The following is a 21,179-nucleotide window of genomic DNA, read 5'->3' on the forward strand; positions in this document are numbered from 1 at the left end:
GGTCCGCGTCAGCTGCGGACCGTATGCTCCCGCGGGCACCGCTCCCGGCCGGCGGCTCGCCAGGGCGAGCCGAAATCCCCGGCCGTCCACTGCCAGGCCCGCGGGGCAAGCCCCTACCAACGACATCCCGACGCAGCGTCACCAGCATCGGGGGTCGGGCCTCGAGATCTAGGAGACCGAGGGTTGATATGGCGCCCTAACTCTCCAAGATCTGGCATCGGATCCTGTTCACGCCGCTGCGGCGGTTACCCGTGGTGACAGTGCCTCTGTCCGGTCTGGTGCCGGTCGCCTCGGCAAGGGGCATTGTGGACAAACCGTGCGCGGGGTGAGCGTGACCAGCGGCGGACGGGTCAGGCCACCCGGGCGGCGGTCGGGACCACGACGGACGTCGCGCGGCAGCTCAAGCCTGCTTCGAATCGAGCTTTCGAGACCGCGGCGACCCTGACTCCGAAAGGTCTCTAGATTTCCTGCCTCCACACCCGACAACCTCCCGGTAGCGGCGACCCCAATGCAGGGTGGCCCCTCCAGGGAAGCAGAGCAAACGCATCCCGAGCGTACCCACCCCAGGCCGGGGCCGCATGGCCCGGCGCAGCCGCCGGGGTAACCGTGACCCACGGCGGACGGGTGAGGCCGCGGGAGCAACGGCACGGACCACGACGGGCATCGCGGTAGCTCACATCTTCTGTCCAAGTGGATCCAGAGGCCGAAGCAACCCGACTCCGAAAGCTCTCTCGCAAGGCCCCGACGGCGGCAGTTCTAGTGCCCACAGGGCGGGTCCGCCCCAGACGGCGACGGTGAGCGCGGCGTCGTCGGGTGTGGTGACCGTGGCGGGGGTCAGGTGGCGGGCCGCGCGGCGACGTCAGCCGGGCAGGCCAGGCAGTGGTGCCGAGTAGAGCCAGGCCCGGAACAGCGACGCCAGCGACCGGCCGGCCAGGCGCTCGGCCAGGGCGGTGAACGCCGGGGTGGTGACCGTGCCGTGGCGGTGTTCGGCGACCCAGCCGCGCAGGATCCGGAAGAACCGCTCGTCGCCCACCTCGCGGCGCAGCACGTGTAGGGTGAGCGCGCCGCGCTTGTAGAGCCGTTCGTCGAACATCCGGGCCACGCCCGGGTCGGCGATCCGCAGGTCGGCCGGGCGGGCGGCGAGCCGCGCGTGCCACATCCGGGCCAGCGCGTCCACCGGTGGGCCGCCGGAGACCCCCGACCACAGCCACTCGGCGTACGTCGCGAAGCCCTCGTTGAGCCAGATGTGGCGCCAGTCGGCCACCGTCAGGCTGTTGCCAAACCACTGGTGGGCCAGTTCGTGCGCCACCAGCCGCTCGTGCGTGCGCCGCCCGTCGACGTGGTTGGCGCCGAAGACGGACATGCTCTGCGCCTCGATCGGGTCTTCGAGGTCGTCGTCGGTGACGACGACGGAGTACTCGGCGAACGGGTACGGGCCGAAGAAGCGCTGCATCGCCTCCATCATCTCGCCCTGGCGGCCGAAGTCGTGGGCGAACCGCTGCCGCAGCCGTGCCGGCACCGCCGCCCGCTGCGCCGGTCCGCCACTGTAGAGGTTGACCCGCTCGTACCGTCCTATCTGGACGCTCACCAGGTAGGCGGGGGTCGGCTCCGGCAGCTCGTAGACCCACGCGGTGGTGCTCGCGCTCCGCCGGCGGTCGGCCAGCTTTCCGGTGGCGACGACGGTGTACGGCGTCGGCGCTGTCACCGCGATGCGATAGCTCGCCTTGTCCGCGGGGTGGTCGTTGCACGGAAACCAGGACGGCGCGCCGACCGGCTGGCTGGCGACCAGCACGCCGTCGGTCAGTTCGTCCCACCCGATGTCGCCCCACCGCCCGCGGACCGGGCGGGGGCGCCCGCCATAGCGGACCTCGACCCGGAACTCCGCACCCTCGTCCACCGGGCGGGCCGGCCGCACCCGCAGCTTATGGCCCACCTGGGTGAACCGCGCGGCGACGCCGTCCACGAGCACGTGGCTGACCCGCAGCCCGGCCAGGTCGAGGCTGAACCGGGACAGCGCCTGGGCGGCGACCGCCGTGACGACCGCCCGGCCGGTCAGCCGGTTGGTGACGATCCGGTAGTCGAGGTCGAGGTCGTAGTGGCTGGTGCGGTAGCCGCCGTTGCCGTGTTCCGGGAGGTACGGGTCGCCGGAGCGCTCCGCACCGGGCTGGGCGGCGGCGGTCATTCCCGGGCGCGGGCCGGCCAGGCGGCGATCGGGTTGCCGAGCCAGCGCGTGTCGGCCGGCACGGTGTCACCGCGGGTCACCAGCGAGCCGGGGCCGACCGTGGTCCGCGCGCCGATCGTGGCGCCGGGCAGCACGATCCCGTGCGGGCCCAGCGTGGCGCCGGGCGCCAGCGTCACCTCGTCCATACTCATGATCCGATCATGGAACAGGTGGGTCTGCACGACGCACCCCCGGTTGACGGTCGCCCCGTCGCCGAGGCGCACGAGGTCCATCTCCGGCAGCCAGTACGTCTCCAGCCACACCCCGCGGCCGATCTTCGCGCCCATCGTACGCAGCCAGCCGGTCAGCACGGGAGTGCCGGTCGCCGCCGGGACGAGCCACGGCACCGCGAGCACCTCGACGAACGTGTCGGCGAGCTCGTTGCGCCACACGAACGAGTCCCACAGTGGACGGTCGCCGGCCCGGAACCGCCCGACCAGCAACCACTTCGTCGCGGTGGCTGTCGCGGCGGCCAGCACCGCGGCGGCGAGCAGGACGGCGCCGGAGAGCGCGCCGGCGGCCACCGGGCCGAGCGCCCGCCAGATCGCCGCGAGCGCGCCCAGCACGACCACCGCGAGGGCGCCGGCGCACGCCACCGGTACCAGACGGAAGAGCTCGACCACCGCGCGGGCCGCCTTGAGGCGGACCGGCGGGGCGTAGGTGCGGCTGCTGTCCGCCTCCTCCGGTGCGCGGCGCAGCGGCATGGGCGGCATGCCCAGCCACGACGAGCCTTTCTTGGCCTTGCGCGGCGCCGAGGAGAGCACGCCGACCAGGCCCCGCTTCGGCACCGAGTGTCCGGGCGCGGCCATCCCGGAGTTGCCGAGGAACGCCTGCTTGCCGATCCGGGTGGGTGCCACGTGCAGCCAGCCCTGCCGCAGCTCGTACGTGGCTACCATCGTGTCGTCGGCGAGGAACGCGCCGTCGGCGACGGTGGTCATCTTGGGCAGCGCGAGCACGGTCGAGGCCTCCACGCCGCGCCCGACCTTGGCGCCGAGCAGGCGCAGCCAGGCGGGGGTGAGCACGCTGGCGTACAGCGGGAAGAGCCCGACGCGCGCCATCCCCATCAGCCGCTCGGTGGCCCACACCTGCCAGGCCACCCGGCTGTGCACCGGGTGGTAGCCCGCGCGCAGCCCGATGCTCAACGCCCGCACGGCGACGAGCACCAGCAGCGCGTAACCGGCGACGTAGGCCAGCGCGGCGAGCGGCATGGCGGCGAGCGCGCCGGTGACCGCGCCGCCGAGCGTGGCCGCGCCGGTGGACGCGCGGGCCAGGATCGCGATCCCGGGCAGCGCGGCGAGGGCCGGCAGGATGCCGAGCAGGAACGAGGTCACCCCGTACATCGCGACCCACCGCCGGGAACGGGTCGGGCGGCGGTCCGGCCAGGTGTGCGCGCTCTTGCCGGCGCGGGTGGCCGGGGCGCCAACCCAGCGCTGGCCCGCCGGCACCGAACCGCGCACGGTCGAGCCGGGGCCGATCTCCGCGCCCTTGCCGACCCGCACGCCGGGCAGCAGCGTGCTGCGCGCGCCGATCCGCGCACCGGCGCCGACCCAGGTGTATCCGATGTGGACGGCGTCGCCGTCGACCCAGTAACCGGAGAGGTCCACCTCCGGCTCGACGGCCGCGCCCCGGCCCAGCTTGAGCAGGCCGGTGACCGGCGGCGCCGAGTGCAGGTCGACGTCGCGCCCGATGTCGGCGCCGAGCGCCCGCGCGTACCGGATCATCCAGGACGCGCCGGCCACGCTGGTGGCGCCGCTCAGGTCGGCGAGCCGCTCGGCGGTCCACAGTCGCAGGTGGACACTCCCGCCGCGGGGGTAGCTGCCCGGCCGTACGCCGGACAGCAGCAGCCGTGCCCCGCCGGCCGAGATGGCGATCCGGCCGACCGGGCTGAAGAGCACGAACCAGCCGAGCGCCACCCACCACCAGGAGACGGCCGGCGCCCACGGGGTGCCCAGCAGCTTGGCGACGGCGGCCAGCACGGTCAGCCAGCGCAGGCCGACGATCGTCAGCAGCGGCGCCATGAGCAGGGTCTGGATGGCGCCGGCCCGGCGGGGCGTGGGCGCGATCTCCCGCCTGGTGGTGACGCTCGCGGTCTCGCGCTCGTCGAGCGCGGACGCCAGGTCGTCGAGGCGCGGGCGCTGGTAGAGCTCGCCGACCGACACGTGGGGGTGGCGGGTGCGAATCCAGGCGACGAGCTGTGCCGCGGCAAGGCTGCCGCCGCCGCTGCGGAAGAAGTCGGCGTCCGGCTCGGTGGGGCGCACGCCGAGGATCTCGGCCCACCCCTCGGCGAGCCACTCCTCGGTCGGCGTGAGTGCCGCCGGGTCGGCGTCCACTGTGGGCAGTGGCCAGGGCAGCGCGTCGCGGTCGACCTTCCCGGAGGTACGCGTGGGCAGCGCGTCGACGACCGCGAGCAGCGGCACCAGCGCGGCGGGCAGCTGCTCGCGCAGTCGGGCGGCGGCCGCGCCGGCGTCGAAGGCGGCCCCCTCCAGGACGGTCACGTATCCGACGAGGAGCTGGTTGCCGGCCTTGGTGCGGCGCACCGCCGCGGCCGCGCCGGCGACGTCGGACAGCGCCTGGAGCGCGGCGTCGACCTCGCCCAGCTCGATGCGGCGGCCGCCGAGCTTGATCTGCTCGTCGTTTCGGCCGACGAAGACGAGCCCTTCCGGCTCGGCGCGCACGATGTCGCCGCTGCGGTAGGCGCGCGCCCAGCCGAGCGAGGGCAGCGGGGCGAACCGCTCCGCGTCCTTCGCCTCGTCGAGGTAGCGGGCCAGCCCCACGCCGCCGATCACCAGCTCGCCCGTGGCGCCCATCGGCACCGGCTCGCCGGCCACGTCGACGACCGCCAGCGCCCAGCCCGCGAGTGGCAGCCCGATCCGCACCGGGCCGTCGCCGGTGAGCCGGGCGGCGCAGGCCACCACGGTCGCCTCGGTCGGCCCGTACGTGTTCCAGACCTCGCGGCCGGGGACGGCCAGCCGCTGGGCGAGCTCGGGCGGGCACGCCTCGCCGCCGAAGATGAGCAGCCGCACGCCGTCGAGCGCCTCCGCCGGCCACAACGCGGCGAGCGTCGGCACGGTGGACACCACGCTGATCCGCCGCTCGGCCAACCAGGGGCCGAGGTCGACGCCGCTGCGCACCAGCGAACGCGCGGCCGGCACCAGGCACGCGCCGTGCCGCCAGGCCAGCCACATCTCCTCGCACGAGGCGTCGAACGCCACCGACAGCCCGGCGAGCACGCGGTCGCCCGGCCCGATCGGCGCCGCGGCCAGGAACAGCTCCGCCTCGGCGTCGACGAACGCCGCGGCCGACGCGTGGCTGACCGCGACGCCCTTCGGCTTGCCGGTCGAGCCGGAGGTGAAGATGATCCAGGCGTCGTCGTCGGGGCGCGGCTCGTTGCCGGCCGCCCGGATGCTTACCGCGCCGCCGTCGCCGAGCACCGCGCACACGCCGGCCTCGGTGAACACGAGGTCCGCGCGCTCGTCGGGGTCGTCGGCGTCGACCGGCACGTACGCCGCGCCGGCCGCGAGCACGCCGAGGATCGTGATGTACAGCTCCGCGGTGCCCGAGGAGATCCTGATGCCGACCCGGTCGCCGCTGCCGATGCCCACCGCCGCGAGCTTTTCGGACACGGCCGCGACCTCGGCGGCCAGCCGGCGGTAGTCCAGCACCTCGGTGCCGTCGTCGATGGCCGGCGCGTCCGGGTGCCGGGCGACCGTCTCGGCGAAGATGTCCAGCAGCGTACGGGGGTCGGGCGCACGGTCCGACGCGAACACAGCCGGGGCGGCAACGGGCAGCACGGGAGTCAGGGTCATCGCGCACCTTTCCGGACGGACGCCAGAAGGGGCGCGCGGCCAGCCGATAAGCCTACGGCAGATGAACTGGACGTAACGCCCGTATGGCGCTTTCGTGTTCGCCGCCACACCCGGCGTGTGCTCAGACACGCACCCCGACGACTAGGCCGGAGGCCCACGCGATGGTCGTCGACCGCAGCCTCGGCACCTGCGGCAGGCTGGTCAGGAACGCGGCCACCCGCTCCTCGTGCTCCGCCGGCCAGGTGGGTCGCGAGAGCAGGTCGTCGCCGATGTAGAGCCCGCCGGGCCGCAGCAGGCCGAGCACGTCGTCCATGCGGTGGAACTTGCCCGGGAGGCAGTCGACGAACGCCAGGTCGAACGGTTCACCGTCGTATGTGGACAGCCACCGTTCGGCGTCGGCGGCAACGCGGCCGGCACGCGCGCCGGGGTGTCGTCCATCGTCAGGCTTGGCCCGCGGGGCGCTCGTAGACGATCTCGAGGCCGTCCTCTTCGTCCCACTGGTCGCCGACCTCGACGAAGCCGTACTGCGCGGCCAGCCCGTAGGAGGGCTTGTTGTCGGGCCGGATGCTCACCCGCACGGTGCGCACTCCCGGCTCCCGCGCGGCCCGCGCCAGGAGCGCCTCCAGGGCGGCGCGCGCGTAGCCACGGCGGCGGTAGGCCGGGTCGACGGTGTAGCCGATCTCCACCATCCCGGCGGCGTCCGGCGGCCCGTGATAGCCGGCCCAGCCGACCGCGACCTGCCGCCGCTCGTCCCAGATGATCCCGGTCACCCAGGCGCCGGTGGCCGGGTCCTCCTCGTACTGCCGCAGCCGCATCCCCCACACCGACCGGGCGTCCGGACCGGCGATGAAGGCCGAGAGCGGCACCGGACTGGCCGCGTTCGCGGCGGCGAGGTCACCCTCGACGAGCGCCCGGAACGCCGCCCCGTCCAGGTGCACGATGCGCACCACCGGCCGCGATTCACCATCACCCTGATCAGTCATCACCGCCGAGCATCCCGCACCGGAACGCCCGACGACACCGATTTACGAAGGGCGACCGATTAGCCTCATGCCCGAAGGCCGCCGTCGCGACGTCTCTCAAGCGGATTCGCCCCCGTCCGCGTCACCTGCGGACCGTATGCTCCCGCGGGCGCCGCTCCGGTCGGCGGCTCGCAGCGCTCGCCGAAACCCCCGACCTCCGCTGCCAGGCCCGCGAGACAAGCCCATGTACGGACGGCCTTTCCTGGTCAGCGTTCTGAGGCAGCAAATCCCCGCTTTGTTGGCAACGCTCGCCTCAGAAAGCGGGCGACGCTACCGGCGCGCCATGTCGGGCATCTTCCTCGATCGGTGTGAGAGATCGGGGCACGCCAGCAGATCGTGGTACGCAACTGCCCTCGACTTCGGAGTTTTGAGACGGCGTGTGGCGCAATGCCTTCCCCAGCTCAGAGACCCCGCGCCGAGGCCGCCAGACTTAGCAGGGAACGTCTGCGACCAGGAGTCTTGTGCCGCTCGCACCGTCGCGGCGGTCACTCGCGGCGACGAAGCCCCGGTTGTTGGTGGATCGCCGTTCCGAGAGCAGACATCGTGGACAGGGGTGGGTGCGGCCCGGCGGCGGATGGGGTGAGGCCGCTGGCTGCGGCGGTGCGGATCGCGACGGATGTCGCGGGCCGGTGACGCCATGTAACCGATAGCCCGGTGGCCGGAGCGGACCTTGCCAGCGGGGAGCATACGGTCCACCGCTGACCAGGACCCGGGAAAGGATCTGCCGGCAAGTTGTCGGCGGAAACGGTCATGACCCACGCGGCCAGCCCCGCCCTTGCCGCAGCCAGCGGGCGTAGCCCGAGCCGTGCCGTATGCCGTCGTCCACCCGCACGGGGAGCAGACCAGCGCCGGGGCCGCCACGACCCGCGCACCGTGACAATCAGACGGCGGCTGGCGGCCCCGGCGCTGGCCTGCTCGGCTCAGCCTGGACGACGGCATACGACACGGCTCCCACCGCAACCACCCACCAAGAAGAGTGAACAAGCCGGGGACGGCCCGGCCGGAGCCCGAGACCCCGCCGGAGGCGCAGTAACCGCAACCACAAGCGAGCCGAAACCGCAGAGCAAGCGGACAACCGGCTCAAACTCCGATTTGGGGCCTGCGGCCCGGCTCAGCAAGGCTTCGCAAGCCCCGGCGTCCACCACGACGCCTTCCAGATCCTGACCGATTGTCCCGTCACGTGGGAGATGCGGAACGCGGCGGCCGCATCGCGTGATCGTTAGCCCGATAAGGGCGTGGTCTTCGGCGTGTCGCGCCCTAAACGGGCTAACGATCATGGCGCCGTCCACATGCTGAGCCGCCTCCCCAACCAGTGGGAAGGTGGCCGGCGATCCGCCGGTCATGGTGTTTCGCGGCCAGCGTGCGAAGCCCGAGGCCCCGCCGGAGGCGCACTAACCACCACAAACGAAGAAGCGACGGGCTTGCACCGCGGAGGTGGCAGTGGAGGCCGGGGATCTCGGCGAGCGCTGCGAGCCGCCGGCCGGAGCGGTGCCCGCGGGAGCATACGGTCTACAGGTGACGCGGACATGGGCAAATATGTCTTTGGAAACTTACTAAGTCGACTCCGAGAGATCTCGGGGTGGCCTGGCGGCCTTGGCGGCTATTTCGAGGCCTCGCCGGGGAGGGGGCTGGTGTCGACGTAGCGGACCTCGTAGAGGCGTTCGGCGAAGCGCCAGCCGGCCGGGGTGCGCTCGTAGCGGTCGTGGTACAGGGAGTAGTTGAGGTTGGACCGGCCGTCGTGGAAGCGGCCGAACTCCGCGATGTACGCGCGGCCGGTGGCGGTGTCGCCGTCGAGCTGGATCGTGCCCGGATGGGCGTTCTGCACGAAGTAGGCCCACATGCCGCGCAGGCGTTCGACGCCGGCGCGGATCTCCTCGCGGCTGGCGAGCTCCACGTCGATGTGCGGCATCCGCCAGGCGCCGTCCTCGGTGAACAGCGACGCGAAGCGGTCCCAGTCGTGCGTCATCGACGCGTCGGTGAACTCCGCGCGCAGCGCCTCGATCTCGACGCGGTCAGCGATGGCCTGGAAGTCGTTCATCGGTGTGCTCCTTGTCGAATCGATCGGTTTGAGTCCCACCGGGTACGACGACGCGACGCCTCGTAATGTGAGGTGGGCGCCAACCTCACATTCCCGTGCGGTGTCTCGTCGAACCTGTGAGGGACGGCCGCGACCGAGGGAGAACCACCGATGAGCAGGCAGGACGAGCCGCTCGACCCGACGCTGAGCGCGATCATGAGCGAGCGGCGCCAGCTGATCAGCTTGGCGTACCGGCTGCTCGGCTCGCTGGCCGACGCCGAGGACGTCGTGCAGGAGACGTATGCCCGCTGGTACGCGATGGCGCCGGAGCGGCGGGAGGAGATCGAGACGCCCGGCGCCTGGCTGACCACGGTGGCCAGCCGGATCTGCCTCGACCTGCTCGGCTCGGCGCGGGCCCGGCGCGAGCGCTACGTGGGCGAGTGGCTCCCGGAGCCGGTGCCCGGGCCGGCGGAGCTGGTCAGCGGGCGTGCGGCGGCGATCGGCGCCGACCCGGCCGACCGGGTCACGCTCGACGAGTCGATCAACATGGCGTTTCTCGTCGTGCTGGAGTCGATGACGCCGGCCGAGCGGGTGGCGTTCGTGCTGCACGACGTCTTCCGCTACTCGTTCGCCGAGGTGGCGAAGATCGTCGGCCGTACCCCGGCGGGCTGCCGCCAGCTGGCCTCGTCGGCCCGCCGCCGCATCCAGGCGTCGCAGGCCCCCGCAACCCCGCCGGCCGAGCGGGCCGGCATCGTGCGGGACTTCCGGCAGGCGTGGGAGGCGCAGGACATCCAGGCGCTGATCGACATCCTCGACCCGGACGCCATCGCGGTCGGCGACGGCGGCGGGCTCGTCACCGCCGCGATCGAGCCGATCGTGGGCGGCGAGCGGGTGGCCCGCTACTTCGCCGACCTCGCCGGCCGGGCCACCGGCATGCGGCTCCTGGAGCGTACGGTCAACGGCCAGCCGGGCCTGGTCGGCGAAGTCGACGGCGCGGTGGGAGTGGTGATCGCCTTCGACGTGGTGGACGGCCGGATCAAGCACATATGGGCGGTGCGCAACCCGGAGAAGCTCCGCCCGTGGAGCGCGAGCTGACGCCGGTCACCCGCCCGTGGGGAAGTTGGCGCGGAAGACGCCGTCCGGGTCGTGCCGCCGCTTGATGTCGCGGAGCCGGGCCAGCGCCTCCGGGCCGAACGCGTCCGCCACCGTCTCCTCCGGGTCGAGGAACGTGAAGGGCTTGCGGCCGCTGGTGGGCAGCGACCCGGCCAGTGCGCGCCGCTTCGCGACGACCGCCGCGGGGTCGGTGGGCAGGCCGAAGAGGTAGAGCGCGTACGGCTCGGTGAGCGGGCCGTGCGGGCTGTCCGACGGAGCGGCGAACGCCCCGCCCAGGTGCCGCACCTGCACGCTCAGCAGTGGCGCGATCGGGCTCTCCAGCAGCGCGCCGACCGCGGCGTCGTCCAATGTGGTCAGCAGCTCGGCGTGGGACAGGCCCGCGCTCGGATCGGTCGGCTCGGCGGTGATGGAGCCCAGCTCGGTGACCGGCATGACCTTCCTGCTGTCGGAGAGCGGCGCCGGCAGGCCGTCCAACGGGGACAGCAGGTCGCGCGCCTCGTCTTCGGCGCCGAGGTAGGTGGCGTCGACGGCGACCATCGGCGGCGCGCCCGGGAAGTGCAACAGGTCGAACCAGACGGTCAGCTCGTCCGGGGCGGTCGCGGTGATCCGGCGGTAGGCGTCCGCGACGGCCGGCGCGTGCTCGGCGGTCCACAGTGTCCGGCCACCGTAGAGGGTGGGCGCCGGGTGCAGGGCGATCTCCAGCGCGGTGACGATGGCGAAGTCGCCGCCCCCGCCGCGCAGCGCCCAGAAGAGGTCCGGCTCGGTGTCGGCGGTGACGTGCCGCGGCCGGCCGCCGGCATCGACGACGTCGAAGGCGGTGACGCTGTCGGCGACCCAGCCGTGCTTGCGGCCGAACCAGCTCAGCCCGCCGCCGAGTGCCACGCCGGTGACGCTGACTACCGGCGAGCTGCCGGGGAGCCCGGTCAGGCCGTGCGGCGCGGCGGCGGCTTGGAGCCGGCCGGAGGACACGCCCGCGCCCACGCGGGCGCGGCGGGCCACCGGGTCGACCTCGATCGTGTCCAGCCGGCGGGTGCGCAGCAGGACGGTGCCGCCGGTGCGGCCGGTCGCGCCGTGCCCGTTGGGCTGGGTCGCGATGGCGAACCCGGTGGCGCGGGCGTGGCGGACCAGCGCGGCGACGTCGTCCGCGTCGGCGGCCTCGACGACCGCCGCCACGGGCTGCTCGACAGCGAGATTCCACGGCCGGCGGGCCGCGTCGAAGTCAGGCGTGCCGGGCAGCCAGACCCGGCCGCGAACATTATCCTGGATATCCAACATCTAGAATTGCCCTCCTAAAAACCGCGCAGTGCCGCGAACCTGTTCACCGTGTTGCCGGGCGTGGCGGGATATGCGCGCTCCACGTCGGCCTTGAGGTCGGCCAGGGTCTGCCCGGCCAGCTCGCGCCGCCAGGCCAGGTCGCCCCGCCGCATCGCCCGCGCGACGAGGCACGCCTGGCGGTAGTCGACCGCGGGATCGGCGCCCGGCCCGCGCTTGAGCAGCTCCTCGCAGCGAAACGCCTCCTCCGGGCCCTCGATGGCCACCACCACGTCGAGCAGCGTGATCCGCTCGGGGCTACGGGCCAGCTGGAAGCCGCCGCGCGGGCCGGACGTCGACGAGACGATGCCGGCGCGGGCCAGCGCCTGGAGCTGCTTGTTGAGGTATGCGGCGGGCAGCCCGTAGAAGGCGGCGAGCTTGGCCGCGGGCACGGCCTGACCGGCCGGCAGCCAGCTCATGTTGAGACAGCTGTGCAACGCCCACTCGACGCCCTCGCTCATCCGCATACCTGGACATTACATGTCCAGGATTAGCCGCGCAAGGTGAAACCGATCTGAAGTCACGCGGGTCTATGTTGAGCTGTCATGACAGGGTTTAGCAGGTCGCGTGCCGTCGCGGTGGTGGCCGCGCTCGCCCTGGCCGGGCCGGCGGTGGCAGCACCGCCGGCCGCCGCGCAGGCCGGGCCCGCCGCCGCACCCAACGCCGTCATCACCTGGAACGTCCACGCCCAGACCGCCATCTACGAGGTCGCCCGGCAGTCGCCGACCGCGACCGCGCGCAGCTTCGCCATGGTGCAGGGCGCGGTGTACGACGCGGTCAACGCGATCGCCGGTACCCCGTACGAGCCGTACCTCGTCGCGCCCCGCGGCCGGCCCGGCGACTCGACCGCGGCCGCCGTCGCCGCCGCGTCGTACCGCGTGCTGCTCTCCCTCTTCCCGGCCCAGGCCGACGCGCTGCGCGTGCGGTACGACGAGTCGCTGGCCGCGATCCCGGACGGTCCTTCCGAGCGCGGCGGCGTCGCCGTGGGTGAAGCCGCGGCCGTCGCGATGATCGCCGCCCGGGTCGACGACGGCGCGTTTTCCGACGCGACGTGGCGGGTCGGCACCGAGCCGGGCCAGTGGCGGCCGACCCCGCCCGACTTCCTCCAGGCCGGCGCCTGGTTCGCCACGTTGAAGCCGTTCGTGATCGGCGACCCCGACGACTTCGACACGCCGGGGCCGCCCGCCCTGACCAGCACCGCCTACGCGCGCGACCTCAACGAGGTCAAGGCCGTCGGTTCGGCCACCAGCACGGTACGCACAGCGGACCAGACCGAGGCGGCGATCTGGTGGGACGACTACCGCATGGTGGAGTGGCAGATCACCCGCCAGCTCGCGGCGACCCACCGGCTCAGCGCGCTCCAGACCGCCCGCATGTTCGCGATGGTGGACATGGCCGCCGTCGACACGCTGATCGCCTGCTACAAGGAGAAGAAGTTCTGGAGCTTCTGGCGGCCGGTGACGGCGATCCCGCTCGCGGACACCGACGGCAACCCCGCCACCACCGCCGACCCGGCCTGGACGCCCTTGCGGACCACGGCGCCCTCGACGGAGTACCCCTCGGGGCACGCCTGCTTCACGTCGGCGACGATGACGGCCCTGCGGTCGTTCTTCGGCCGGGACAACCTCTCGTTCAGCGCCTACAGCGCCGACTCCGGCACCACCCGCCACTACGGCAGCCTCGCCGCGGCCGCGGCCGAGCTGGTCGGTGCCCGGGTCTGGGCCGGCGTGCACTACCGCACCGCGTCCGTGGACGGCGATCGGCTCGGCCGGGTCGTCACCCGGGACGTCCTCGGTCAGGCGTTCGGCCCCCGGTGATCGCCCGCGGCTACCCGGGATGACGTGGGAGTCCATCGATCTCCTGCCAGTGTTCGACCGGCCACGTCGAGTCTGGGTTGTCATGGGGCAGATGGTGGTGCGCTTCGCGGGCGAGGGTAGTGGCGTCGCCGGCCTCAGCTGGGGCCAGCTCGAGATCCTGGGCGCGATGAAGCGCCAGCGGGCCTGGCTGGCGCTGTCGCACTGCGAGCCGCTGCCGGCCGGCACCACGCTGGACGACGTGGCCGGCTGGCTGCGCTACCTGATGGGCCGCCACCAGGTGCTCCGCACCCGCCTGCGGTTTCCCACCGGCGGCCCGGCCGTCCAGGAGGTGCACGCCTCGGGCGAGACCACTGTGGACGTCGTCGAGGCGGGCGACGAGGACCCGTCGGACGTCGCCGACCGGATGGCGTACCGGTACGCCGCCCGCGATTTCGACTTCGCCGGCGACTGGCCGATCTTCCTCGCCGCGATCCTGAAGGACGGGGTGCCCGCGTACCGGGTGCTGACCGTCTGCCACGTCGTGTGGGACGCGTTCGGCGCGCTCGCGGTGCTCGCCGACCTGCGGGAGCGGGACGCCCTGGGTGGCGCGCCGCCAAAGCCGGTCACCGCGATGCAGCCGCTGGAGCAGGCCCGCTGGCAGCACTCCCCCGCCGGCCGGCGGCACAGCGAAGCGGTGCTGCGCCAGTGGGCGGACGTGCTGCGCCGGGTGCCCGCCCGGCGGTTTCCGGCGCCGGTCGACCGGGGCGAGCCACGGCACTGGAAGCTCCGGTTCGACTCGCCCGCGGCACACCTGGCGATCCAGGTCATCCGCGGCCGCACCCGGGCGGGGACCGCGCAGGTGATCCTCACGACGTTCCTCGTGGCGCTGGCGCGGGTGACCGGCATCCATCCGCCGGTCACCCGGATCGCGGTCAACAACCGGTTTCGGCGCGGGCTGGCCGACTCGGTCAGCGTCACCACGCAGTACGGCCTGTGCGCGGTCGACGTCGCCGGCGTCAGCTTCGACGAGGCGCTGGCGCGGGTGAGCCGGCGGGTCATCGCCACGTTCAAGAACTCCTACTACGACCCGGTGGAGCTGGCCGCGCTCGTCGACCGGATCAGCCGCGAGCGGGGCGAAGAGGTCGACATCGACTGCTACTACAACGACCGCCGGCTGACCGAAGTGGACGAACCGGTCGCCGAGCCGCCGGCGCCGGCCGACGTGCGCGCGGCGCTGCCGGCGACGACGTTCACCCACGAGCCGCTGACCCGGCGGGGCAGCGAGCGGCTGTTCGCGGCCGTCGAGGAGGCACCTGGATCGTTCCACCTCACGCTGGAGGCGGACACCTGGTACATGCCGCGCGAGGCGATGGTCGACTGTGCCCACGCGATGGAGGAGACCGCGGTGGCGGCCGTCCTCACCCCGGCACCCCTGTCGCTTTCGGAGTCGGGTGGCTTCAACCCCTGAATCCCCTGATCAGACAGAGATTTTGAGCTACCGCGACGTCCGTCGTGGTCCAGACCGCCGCTCCCGCGGCCTCACCCGTCCTTCGTGACGCCCAGCTCGTCGGCGATCATCTGGAGCGAGGTACCCGCGAAGCGGCTTCGGCCACGGCGCCCGGGTGGTCACCGCCGCCGCGATCATCATGATCAGCGTCTTCTCCGGCTTCATCCTCTCGCCGGAGTCGATCGTCAAGTCGATCGGTTTCGCGCTCGGCGTGGCCGTGCTCTTCGACCCGCTGATCGTGCGGATGACGATCGTGCCCGCGGTGATGACGCTGCTCGGCAAGGCCGCCTGGTGGCTGCCCCGCTGGCTCGACAAAACTACTGCCCAATGTGGACGTAGAGGGCGAGAAGCTCCGCCACCAGCTGGACGAGGTGCCCGCACCGGTCGAGCGCGAGCTGGCGACGACTCAAGTCTGATTGATATCGATCAATTTCCGTGTCACGCTGGTCGCATGCGTACCCGCGTGGTTGCCCTTGCCCTGACGACCCTGCTGGCGGCCGGTGCCGTCCTGACCGCACCCACCGCCGCGCAAGCGGCGGTGGGCTGCGGCATCACCTACGAGAAGCAGTGGGACAACGGCACCACCTTCGGCGTCTCCATCATGATCGACAACACCGGCGACGCGATCGACGGGTGGACCCTCGCGTTCACGTTCCCCGGCAACCAGCGGATCACCACCAGCTGGCCGGTGACCTGGTCCCAGGCGGCCGGCAGCCCCCAGGTGACCGCGACAAGCAACGCGCCGTGGAACGCGCGACTGGCACCCGGCCGCCGGATCGCCATCGGCTTCAACGGGACATACACCGGCGCCAACACGATGCCCACCGCGTTCACGCTCAACGGGACGCCGTGCCGGCCCGTCGGCCCGCCCAACACCCAGGTACCGACGGTCGCGCTCACCAGTCCCGTGCCCAACCAGGTGTACCGCTCGACCGACCCCATCCAGCTGGACGCGACGGCGAGCGACGACCACGGCGTGGCCCGCGTCGACTTCCACCTCGACGGCCGGCTCGTGGCCAGCGACACCACCGCGCCGTACACCACCACGCTCACGGGCGTGCCCGCCGGCCAGCACACCGCGCAGGCCACCGCGTACGACGACGGGACACCGCAGCGCGCCGCCGCGACGCAGGTCCGGTTCTGGGTCGACGGGACGCAGCCGCCGGCGGCCAACCCCTATGTGGGCGCCCGCGTGTACGTCAATCCAGAGTGGAGCGCCAGGGCGCTCGCCGAGCCCGGCGGCGAGCGGGTCGCCGACCAGCCGACGGCGGTGTGGCTCGACACCATCGCCGACATCGAGGGCGGCGCGGGCGCGATGGGCCTCGCCGCGCACCTCGACGAGGCGGTCGCCCAGTCCGGCGGGCAGCCGATGGTCGTCCAGCTCGTCCTCTACGACCTGCCCGGCCGCAACTGCGGGCGGATGGCGTCCGAAGGCGAGCTCGGCCCCGACGACCTGCCCCGCTACAAGGCGGAGTTCGTCGACCCGATCGCCGAGATCCTCGGCCGTCCGGCCTACGCCAACCTGCGCGTCGTGACGGTCGTCGAGCCGGACTCGCTGCCCAACCTGGTCATCAGCACCGGCACGCGACCCTTCGCGACCCTGCTCTGCAACGCGATGGCGGCCAACCGCGGCTACGTCGACGGCATCGGCTACGCGCTCGCCAAGCTCGGCGCGGTGCCGAACGTCTACAACTACCTCGACCTGTCGCACCACGGCATGATCGGGTGGGAGGACAACCTGCGGCCCACGATCGACCTGATGGCCCTGGCCGCCCGCGCGTCCGGCAGCACCACGGCCAACGTGCGCGGGTTCGTCACCAACACCGCCAACTACTCGGCGCTGCGCGAGCCCTTCATCCCGATGGTCCCGCCGTACACCTACACGAAGTGGGTGGATTGGAACCAGTTCAACGACGAGCTGACCTTCGCCCAGGCGGTGCGGGTCCCGCTGGTGCAGGCCGGCTTCCCCGCGGGCATCGGCCTCCTGATCGACACCTCCCGCAACGGTTGGGGCGGGCCGACCCGCCCGACCGGCCCGTCGACGTCGACCGACGCCAACTGGTTCGTCGACGAGTCGCGGATCGACCGGCGGATCAGCAAGGGCAACTACTGCAACCAGACCGGTGCCGGCCTCGGGGAGCGCCCCACCGCCGCGCCCGTGGACGGCATCCAGGCCTATGTGTGGATCAAGCCGCCGGGCGAGTCGGACGGCGCGAGCATCCCGATCCCCGGCGCCGCCTTCGACCGGATGTGCGATCCCACGTACGACGGCCCGCCGCGCGGCAGCAGCACACCGTCCGGCGCGCTGCCCGGCGCACCGCCGTTCGGCGCGTGGTTCCCGGCCCAGTTCCGGCAGCTGATGCAAAACGCGTACCCGCCGCTCTAGGCCGGCTTGGGTGCCCGGCGCGGTTGGCCGCCGCACCGGGCCCCAAACGATCGATAAAGTTCAGTACGATCCGTAGACATGACGGATACCCAGCGTCCCGTGCGCGACTACCCGTTCAACGCGCCCGACCGGCTCCGCCTCGATCCCTTCTACGCCGAGCTGCGCCGCACCGAGCCCCTGACCCGGGTGCGGTTGCCGTTCGGTGAGGAGGCGTGGCTGGCCACCCGCTACGCCGACGTCCGCACCGTGCTCGGCGACCCGCGCTTCAGCCGCGCCGCCAGCGTCGGGCGCGACGAGCCGCGGATCACCCCGCGCCAGATCGAGGGCGGCATCCTGTCGATGGACCCGCCCGAGCACACCCGCCTGCGCCGGCTGGTCGCCAAGGCGTTCACCGCGCGGCGGGTCGAGCAGCTGCGCCCCCGGGCCCGGGAGATCGCCGACGGCCTCGTCGACCGCATGGTCGAGGCCGGGCCGCCGGCCGACCTGGTCGAGCGCTTCGCCACTCCCCTGCCGATCACCGTGATCTGCGAGCTGCTCGGCGTCCCGGTCACCGACCAGGACCGCTTCCACGTCTGGTCCGAGGCGATCGTGTCGACCACGTCGCTCACCCCTGAGCAGATCAAGTCCTACCTGGACAGTCTCTGGGCCTACATGGCCGGCTTGATCGCCCAGCGCCGGGACACCCCGACCGACGACCTCATCAGCGCGCTGGTCCGGGTCCGCGACGAAGACAACGACCGCCTGACCGAGCAGGAGATGGTGCGGCTGCTGGCCGGCCTGCTGGCCGCCGGGCACGAGACCACCGTGACGCAGATCCCCAACTTCGTCTACGTGCTGCTCACCCACCCCGACCAGCTGGCACAGCTGCGGGCCGACCCCGACCTGGTGCCCACGGCGGTCGAAGAGCTGATGCGCTACGTCCCGCTCGGCGTGGCGTCCTCGTTCGCCCGCTACGCCCTCGAAGACATCGAGCTGGGCGGCGTGCTCGTCCGCGCCGGCGAGCCGGTCATCGGCTCGGTCGCGTCGGCCAACCGCGACGACGAGGTCTTCGCCGAGCCCGACACGCTCGACCTCACCCGCTCGGCCAACCCGCACATGGGTTTCGGCCACGGCGTGCACCACTGCATCGGCGCACAGCTGGCGAGGATGGAGCTACAGGTCGCGGTCGCCACCCTGATCGACCGCCTGCCCGGCCTGCGTTTCGCCGGCCCCGAGGAGGACCTGGAGTGGAAGAGCGGCCTGCTGGTCCGCGGCCTCAAACGGATGCCCGTCGCATGGTAGCTCCACAGTGGAGGATTTCGGTCGACGCCGCCCGGTGCATCGGCTCAGGCACCTGCGCGGGCACCGCCCCGGAGTGGTTCACGCTGGTCGACGGCGTCTCCACCCCGGCCAGCGACCACGCCGACCCCGACGAGGCCATCACCGACGCGGCCGAGCTCTGCCCGGTGATGGCCATCTCGGTGCACGACTCCACCGACCGCCTGATCGCACCCGAGCCGCTGTAAAGAGCTTCCGAAGTTGGGGTGACGTGGCCTGAGTTCCTATTGGACAGAGATTTGAGCTACCGCGACGTTCGTCGTGGTCCAGACCGCTGCGCGGGGCCCCCGGGAAACCTCACCCGTCCGCCGCTGGTCGCGCTCACCCCTGGCGGCGGTCGACGTTTGTCCACAATGCCCCGCTCCCGGATCGGCGATCCGGGAACGCGACAGGGGTTTCGTCGCCGCGGGTAACCGCCGCGGCGGTGTGAGCGGCGCGAGATTCGAGATCTAGGAGAGTTTAGGCGCTATTTCAACCCGAAGTCTCCTAGATCTCGAAGCCTCGTCCCTTGGCTGGTTACGCTGCGTCAGGATGTCGGAGGTAGGGGCCTGCTACTGGCCGCGAAGACCCCGGGGGGTTGTCGCGCGGACCTGGCAGTGGACGGCCGGGGGTTTCGGCTCGCTCCGCGAGCCGCCGGCCGGGAACGGTGCCCGCGGGAAAGCACCCCAAGAAAACGCTCCGCTGCGCTCCACGTTTCCCCGGGGACCCCGAGCAAACGGTCCGCAGCTGGCGCGGACGTGGGCAAATATGCCCTCGAAGGAAGCTCACGCCGGGCGCCGGCCCTGGATCAGATAGCTCTAGTCGTCGTCGTCATCGTCATCGTCGTCGCCATCGCCGCCGCCGGGGCAGCCGGTGAGCGCGACAAGGCCGGCCAGCGAGCCAGCCGCCAGCAGCGTCCGCCCGAAGAACGCCCGCCGCCCGATCGTCGCGCCCTGGTCTTCGTTCGTCTCGTCCATGCCCGGCATTCTGACAGCGCGAGGAGGTCACCGGAAGCCTCACGCGCTCCGCGGCTCGGGGTTAGCTGACGGCGGTGGCGGCGGCGCGGCCGGCTGTGCGGCCGGAGAAGAGGCAGCCGCCGAGGAAGGTGCCCTCCAGGGAGTTGTAGCCGTGCATGCCGCCGCCGCCGAAGCCCGCCACCTCGCCGGCCGCGTACACGCCGGGCAGCGGCTGGCCGTCGGCGCGCAGGACCCGGCCGGACAGGTCGGTGTGCAGGCCGCCGAGGGTCTTGCGGGTGAGGATGTTGAGGCGGACGGCGATGAGCGGGCCCGCCTTGGGGTCCAGGAGGCGGTGTGGCGTGGCGACCCGGACGAGCCGGTCGCCGCGGTACGAGCGGGCGCCGCGGATCGCGGTCACCTGGGCGTCCTTGCTGAACGGGTTGGAGATCTCGCGGTCGCGGGCCACCATCACGCGCCGCAGCTCCGCGGGGTCGATGGCTGGGCCGCCGGCCCGCTCGGCGAGGTCGTTCATGCCGGCGACGAGCCTGGGCAGCGTGTCGGCCACGACGAAGTCGGCGCCGTGCCGCTTGAACGCCTCGACCGGGCCGGGTGCGCCCGGCCGCACCCGCTGGAGCACCTGCCGGACGCTGCGGTTGGTGAGGTCGGGGTTCTGCTCGGAGCCGGAAAGCGCGAACTCCTTCTCGATGATCTTCTGGGTCAGCACGAACCAGCTGTAGTCGTACCCGGTGGCCATCAGGTGCCGCAGCGTGCCGAGCGTGTCGAAGCCGGGGAACAGCGGCGCGGGCAGCCGCCGGCCGGTGGCGTCGAGCCACAGCGACGACGGGCCGGGCAGGATGCGGATGCCGTGGTTGGGCCAGACCGGGTCCCAGTTTTGCAGGCCCTCGGTGTAGTGCCACATCCGGTCCGGGTTGATGATCTGGCCGCCGGCCGCCTCGGTGATGGCGAGCATGCGGCCGTCGACGTGGGCGGGGACGCCGGCCACCATGCGTTTCGGCGGCGGGCCGAGGCGGGCCGGCCAGGCTTTGCGTACCAGGTCGTGGTCGCCGCCGATGCCGCCGGAGGTGACGATCACGGCCTGCGCGGTGTACTCGAAGTCGCCGGTCTCCACGCGCGAGCTGGTGGTGCCGCGCGGGGCGTCGCTGGGCTCCAGCACGCGGCCGCGCACGCCGGTGACCTCGCCGCCGGTGGTGACCAGGCCGTCGACGCGGTGCCGGAACCGCAGCTCGACAAGCCCGCGCGCCGCCGCCTCGCGCACCCGGCGGGCGAACGGCTCGACCACGCCCGGACCGGTGCCCCACGTGATGTGGAAGCGGGGCACCGAGTTGCCGTGGCCGTCCGCCGCGCCGCCGCCGCGCTCGGCCCAGCCCACCACCGGGAAGAGCCGGTGGCCCATCGCGCGCAGCCAGGCCCGCTTTTCCCCGGCGGCGAAGTTGACGTACGCCTCGGCCCAGCGCCGCGGCCACTCGTCTTCGGGCCGGTCGAAGCCGGCGCTGCCCAGCCAGTCCTGCCAGGCCAGCTCGACCGAGTCGCGGATGCCCATCCGCCGCTGCTCGGGCGAGCCGACCAGGAACAGCCCGCCGAACGACCAGAACGCCTGGCCGCCGAGGCTCTGCTCCGGCTCCTGGTCGAGCAGCACGACCCGGCGGCCCGCGTCGGCGAGCTCCGCGGTGGCGACCAGCCCGGCGAGGCCGGCCCCCACCACGATCACGTCAGCGTCCATGGAGCGT

The 21,179-nt window shown here is 72.7% G+C and carries 15 protein-coding genes; 6 read left to right on the plus strand and 9 right to left on the minus strand.

The window, feature by feature from the left end; genetic code table 11:
* Nucleotides 1–859 precede the first annotated feature (859 nt).
* The 5 genes from AC5L36_RS06700 to AC5L36_RS06720 all read right to left on the minus strand — a co-directional run bounded on the left by AC5L36_RS06700 (nucleotide 860) and on the right by AC5L36_RS06720 (nucleotide 9,087).
* On the minus strand, nucleotides 860–2,182 hold the full coding sequence (locus AC5L36_RS06700; RefSeq protein WP_441220664.1) for a M1 family metallopeptidase: 1,323 nt from the start codon (nucleotides 2,180–2,182) through the stop codon (nucleotides 860–862).
* Nucleotides 2,179–6,027 carry a Pls/PosA family non-ribosomal peptide synthetase gene (locus tag AC5L36_RS06705; RefSeq protein WP_441220666.1) on the minus strand — a complete coding sequence of 1,283 codons (3,849 nt, stop codon included), beginning with the start codon at nucleotides 6,025–6,027 and terminating at the stop codon, nucleotides 2,179–2,181. The genes AC5L36_RS06700 and AC5L36_RS06705 overlap by 4 nt, the downstream gene beginning before the upstream one ends.
* Before the next feature lie 121 nt (nucleotides 6,028–6,148).
* Nucleotides 6,149–6,340 carry an O-methyltransferase gene (locus AC5L36_RS06710; RefSeq protein ID WP_441220668.1) on the minus strand — a complete coding sequence of 64 codons (192 nt, stop codon included), beginning with the start codon at nucleotides 6,338–6,340 and terminating at the stop codon, nucleotides 6,149–6,151.
* Between the two features lie 127 nt (nucleotides 6,341–6,467).
* Nucleotides 6,468–7,010 carry a GNAT family N-acetyltransferase gene (locus tag AC5L36_RS06715; protein ID WP_441220670.1) on the minus strand — a complete coding sequence of 181 codons (543 nt, stop codon included), beginning with the start codon at nucleotides 7,008–7,010 and terminating at the stop codon, nucleotides 6,468–6,470.
* 1,639 nt (nucleotides 7,011–8,649) lie between these two features.
* Nucleotides 8,650–9,087 carry a nuclear transport factor 2 family protein gene (locus AC5L36_RS06720; protein WP_441220671.1) on the minus strand — a complete coding sequence of 146 codons (438 nt, stop codon included), beginning with the start codon at nucleotides 9,085–9,087 and terminating at the stop codon, nucleotides 8,650–8,652.
* Nucleotides 9,088–9,237: 150 nt separating this feature from the next.
* Here AC5L36_RS06720 and sigJ point away from each other — a divergent pair, with 150 nt between their 5' ends.
* Complete coding sequence (gene sigJ, locus AC5L36_RS06725) at nucleotides 9,238–10,161, plus strand: RNA polymerase sigma factor SigJ (RefSeq protein WP_441220673.1); 924 nt, start codon at nucleotides 9,238–9,240, stop codon at nucleotides 10,159–10,161.
* Nucleotides 10,162–10,167: 6 nt separating this feature from the next.
* Here sigJ and AC5L36_RS06730 read toward each other — a convergent pair whose 3' ends face one another.
* Complete coding sequence (locus AC5L36_RS06730) at nucleotides 10,168–11,454, minus strand: FAD-binding oxidoreductase (protein WP_441220675.1); 1,287 nt, start codon at nucleotides 11,452–11,454, stop codon at nucleotides 10,168–10,170.
* Nucleotides 11,455–11,468: 14 nt separating this feature from the next.
* Nucleotides 11,469–11,957: an RrF2 family transcriptional regulator gene (locus tag AC5L36_RS06735; protein ID WP_441220677.1), complete on the minus strand. Its 489-nt coding sequence runs from the start codon at nucleotides 11,955–11,957 to the stop codon at nucleotides 11,469–11,471.
* Between the two features lie 78 nt (nucleotides 11,958–12,035).
* On the opposite strand from AC5L36_RS06735, the gene AC5L36_RS06740 reads away from it, so the two are divergent.
* The 5 genes from AC5L36_RS06740 to AC5L36_RS06760 all read left to right on the plus strand — a co-directional run bounded on the left by AC5L36_RS06740 (nucleotide 12,036) and on the right by AC5L36_RS06760 (nucleotide 18,684).
* A complete protein-coding gene (locus AC5L36_RS06740; protein WP_441220679.1) occupies nucleotides 12,036–13,307 on the plus strand; it encodes a vanadium-dependent haloperoxidase in 1,272 nt (423 codons plus the stop codon).
* Between the two features lie 82 nt (nucleotides 13,308–13,389).
* Nucleotides 13,390–14,754 (plus strand): condensation domain-containing protein, encoded by a 1,365-nt coding sequence (locus AC5L36_RS06745; RefSeq protein ID WP_441220681.1) that lies wholly within the window; start codon nucleotides 13,390–13,392, stop codon nucleotides 14,752–14,754.
* A 154-nt stretch (nucleotides 14,755–14,908) separates the two neighbouring features.
* Nucleotides 14,909–17,179 (plus strand): glycoside hydrolase family 6 protein, encoded by a 2,271-nt coding sequence (locus tag AC5L36_RS06750; RefSeq protein WP_441220683.1) that lies wholly within the window; start codon nucleotides 14,909–14,911, stop codon nucleotides 17,177–17,179.
* Nucleotides 17,180–17,257: 78 nt separating this feature from the next.
* On the plus strand, nucleotides 17,258–18,460 hold the full coding sequence (locus AC5L36_RS06755) for a cytochrome P450 (RefSeq protein ID WP_441220685.1): 1,203 nt from the start codon (nucleotides 17,258–17,260) through the stop codon (nucleotides 18,458–18,460).
* The gene (locus AC5L36_RS06760; RefSeq protein ID WP_441220687.1) at nucleotides 18,454–18,684 is read left to right on the plus strand and encodes a ferredoxin; all 231 of its coding nucleotides are present in this window, start codon (nucleotides 18,454–18,456) and stop codon (nucleotides 18,682–18,684) included. The genes AC5L36_RS06755 and AC5L36_RS06760 overlap by 7 nt, the downstream gene beginning before the upstream one ends.
* Before the next feature lie 609 nt (nucleotides 18,685–19,293).
* Here the strand turns inward: AC5L36_RS06760 and AC5L36_RS06765 are convergent.
* Nucleotides 19,294–19,452 (minus strand): hypothetical protein, encoded by a 159-nt coding sequence (locus AC5L36_RS06765; RefSeq protein ID WP_441220689.1) that lies wholly within the window; start codon nucleotides 19,450–19,452, stop codon nucleotides 19,294–19,296.
* 61 nt (nucleotides 19,453–19,513) lie between these two features.
* A complete protein-coding gene (locus AC5L36_RS06770) occupies nucleotides 19,514–21,172 on the minus strand; it encodes an FAD-binding dehydrogenase (protein WP_441220691.1) in 1,659 nt (552 codons plus the stop codon).
* Nucleotides 21,173–21,179: the final 7 nt, after the last annotated feature.

This window comes from Phytohabitans sp. LZ39, from assembly GCF_059359075.1.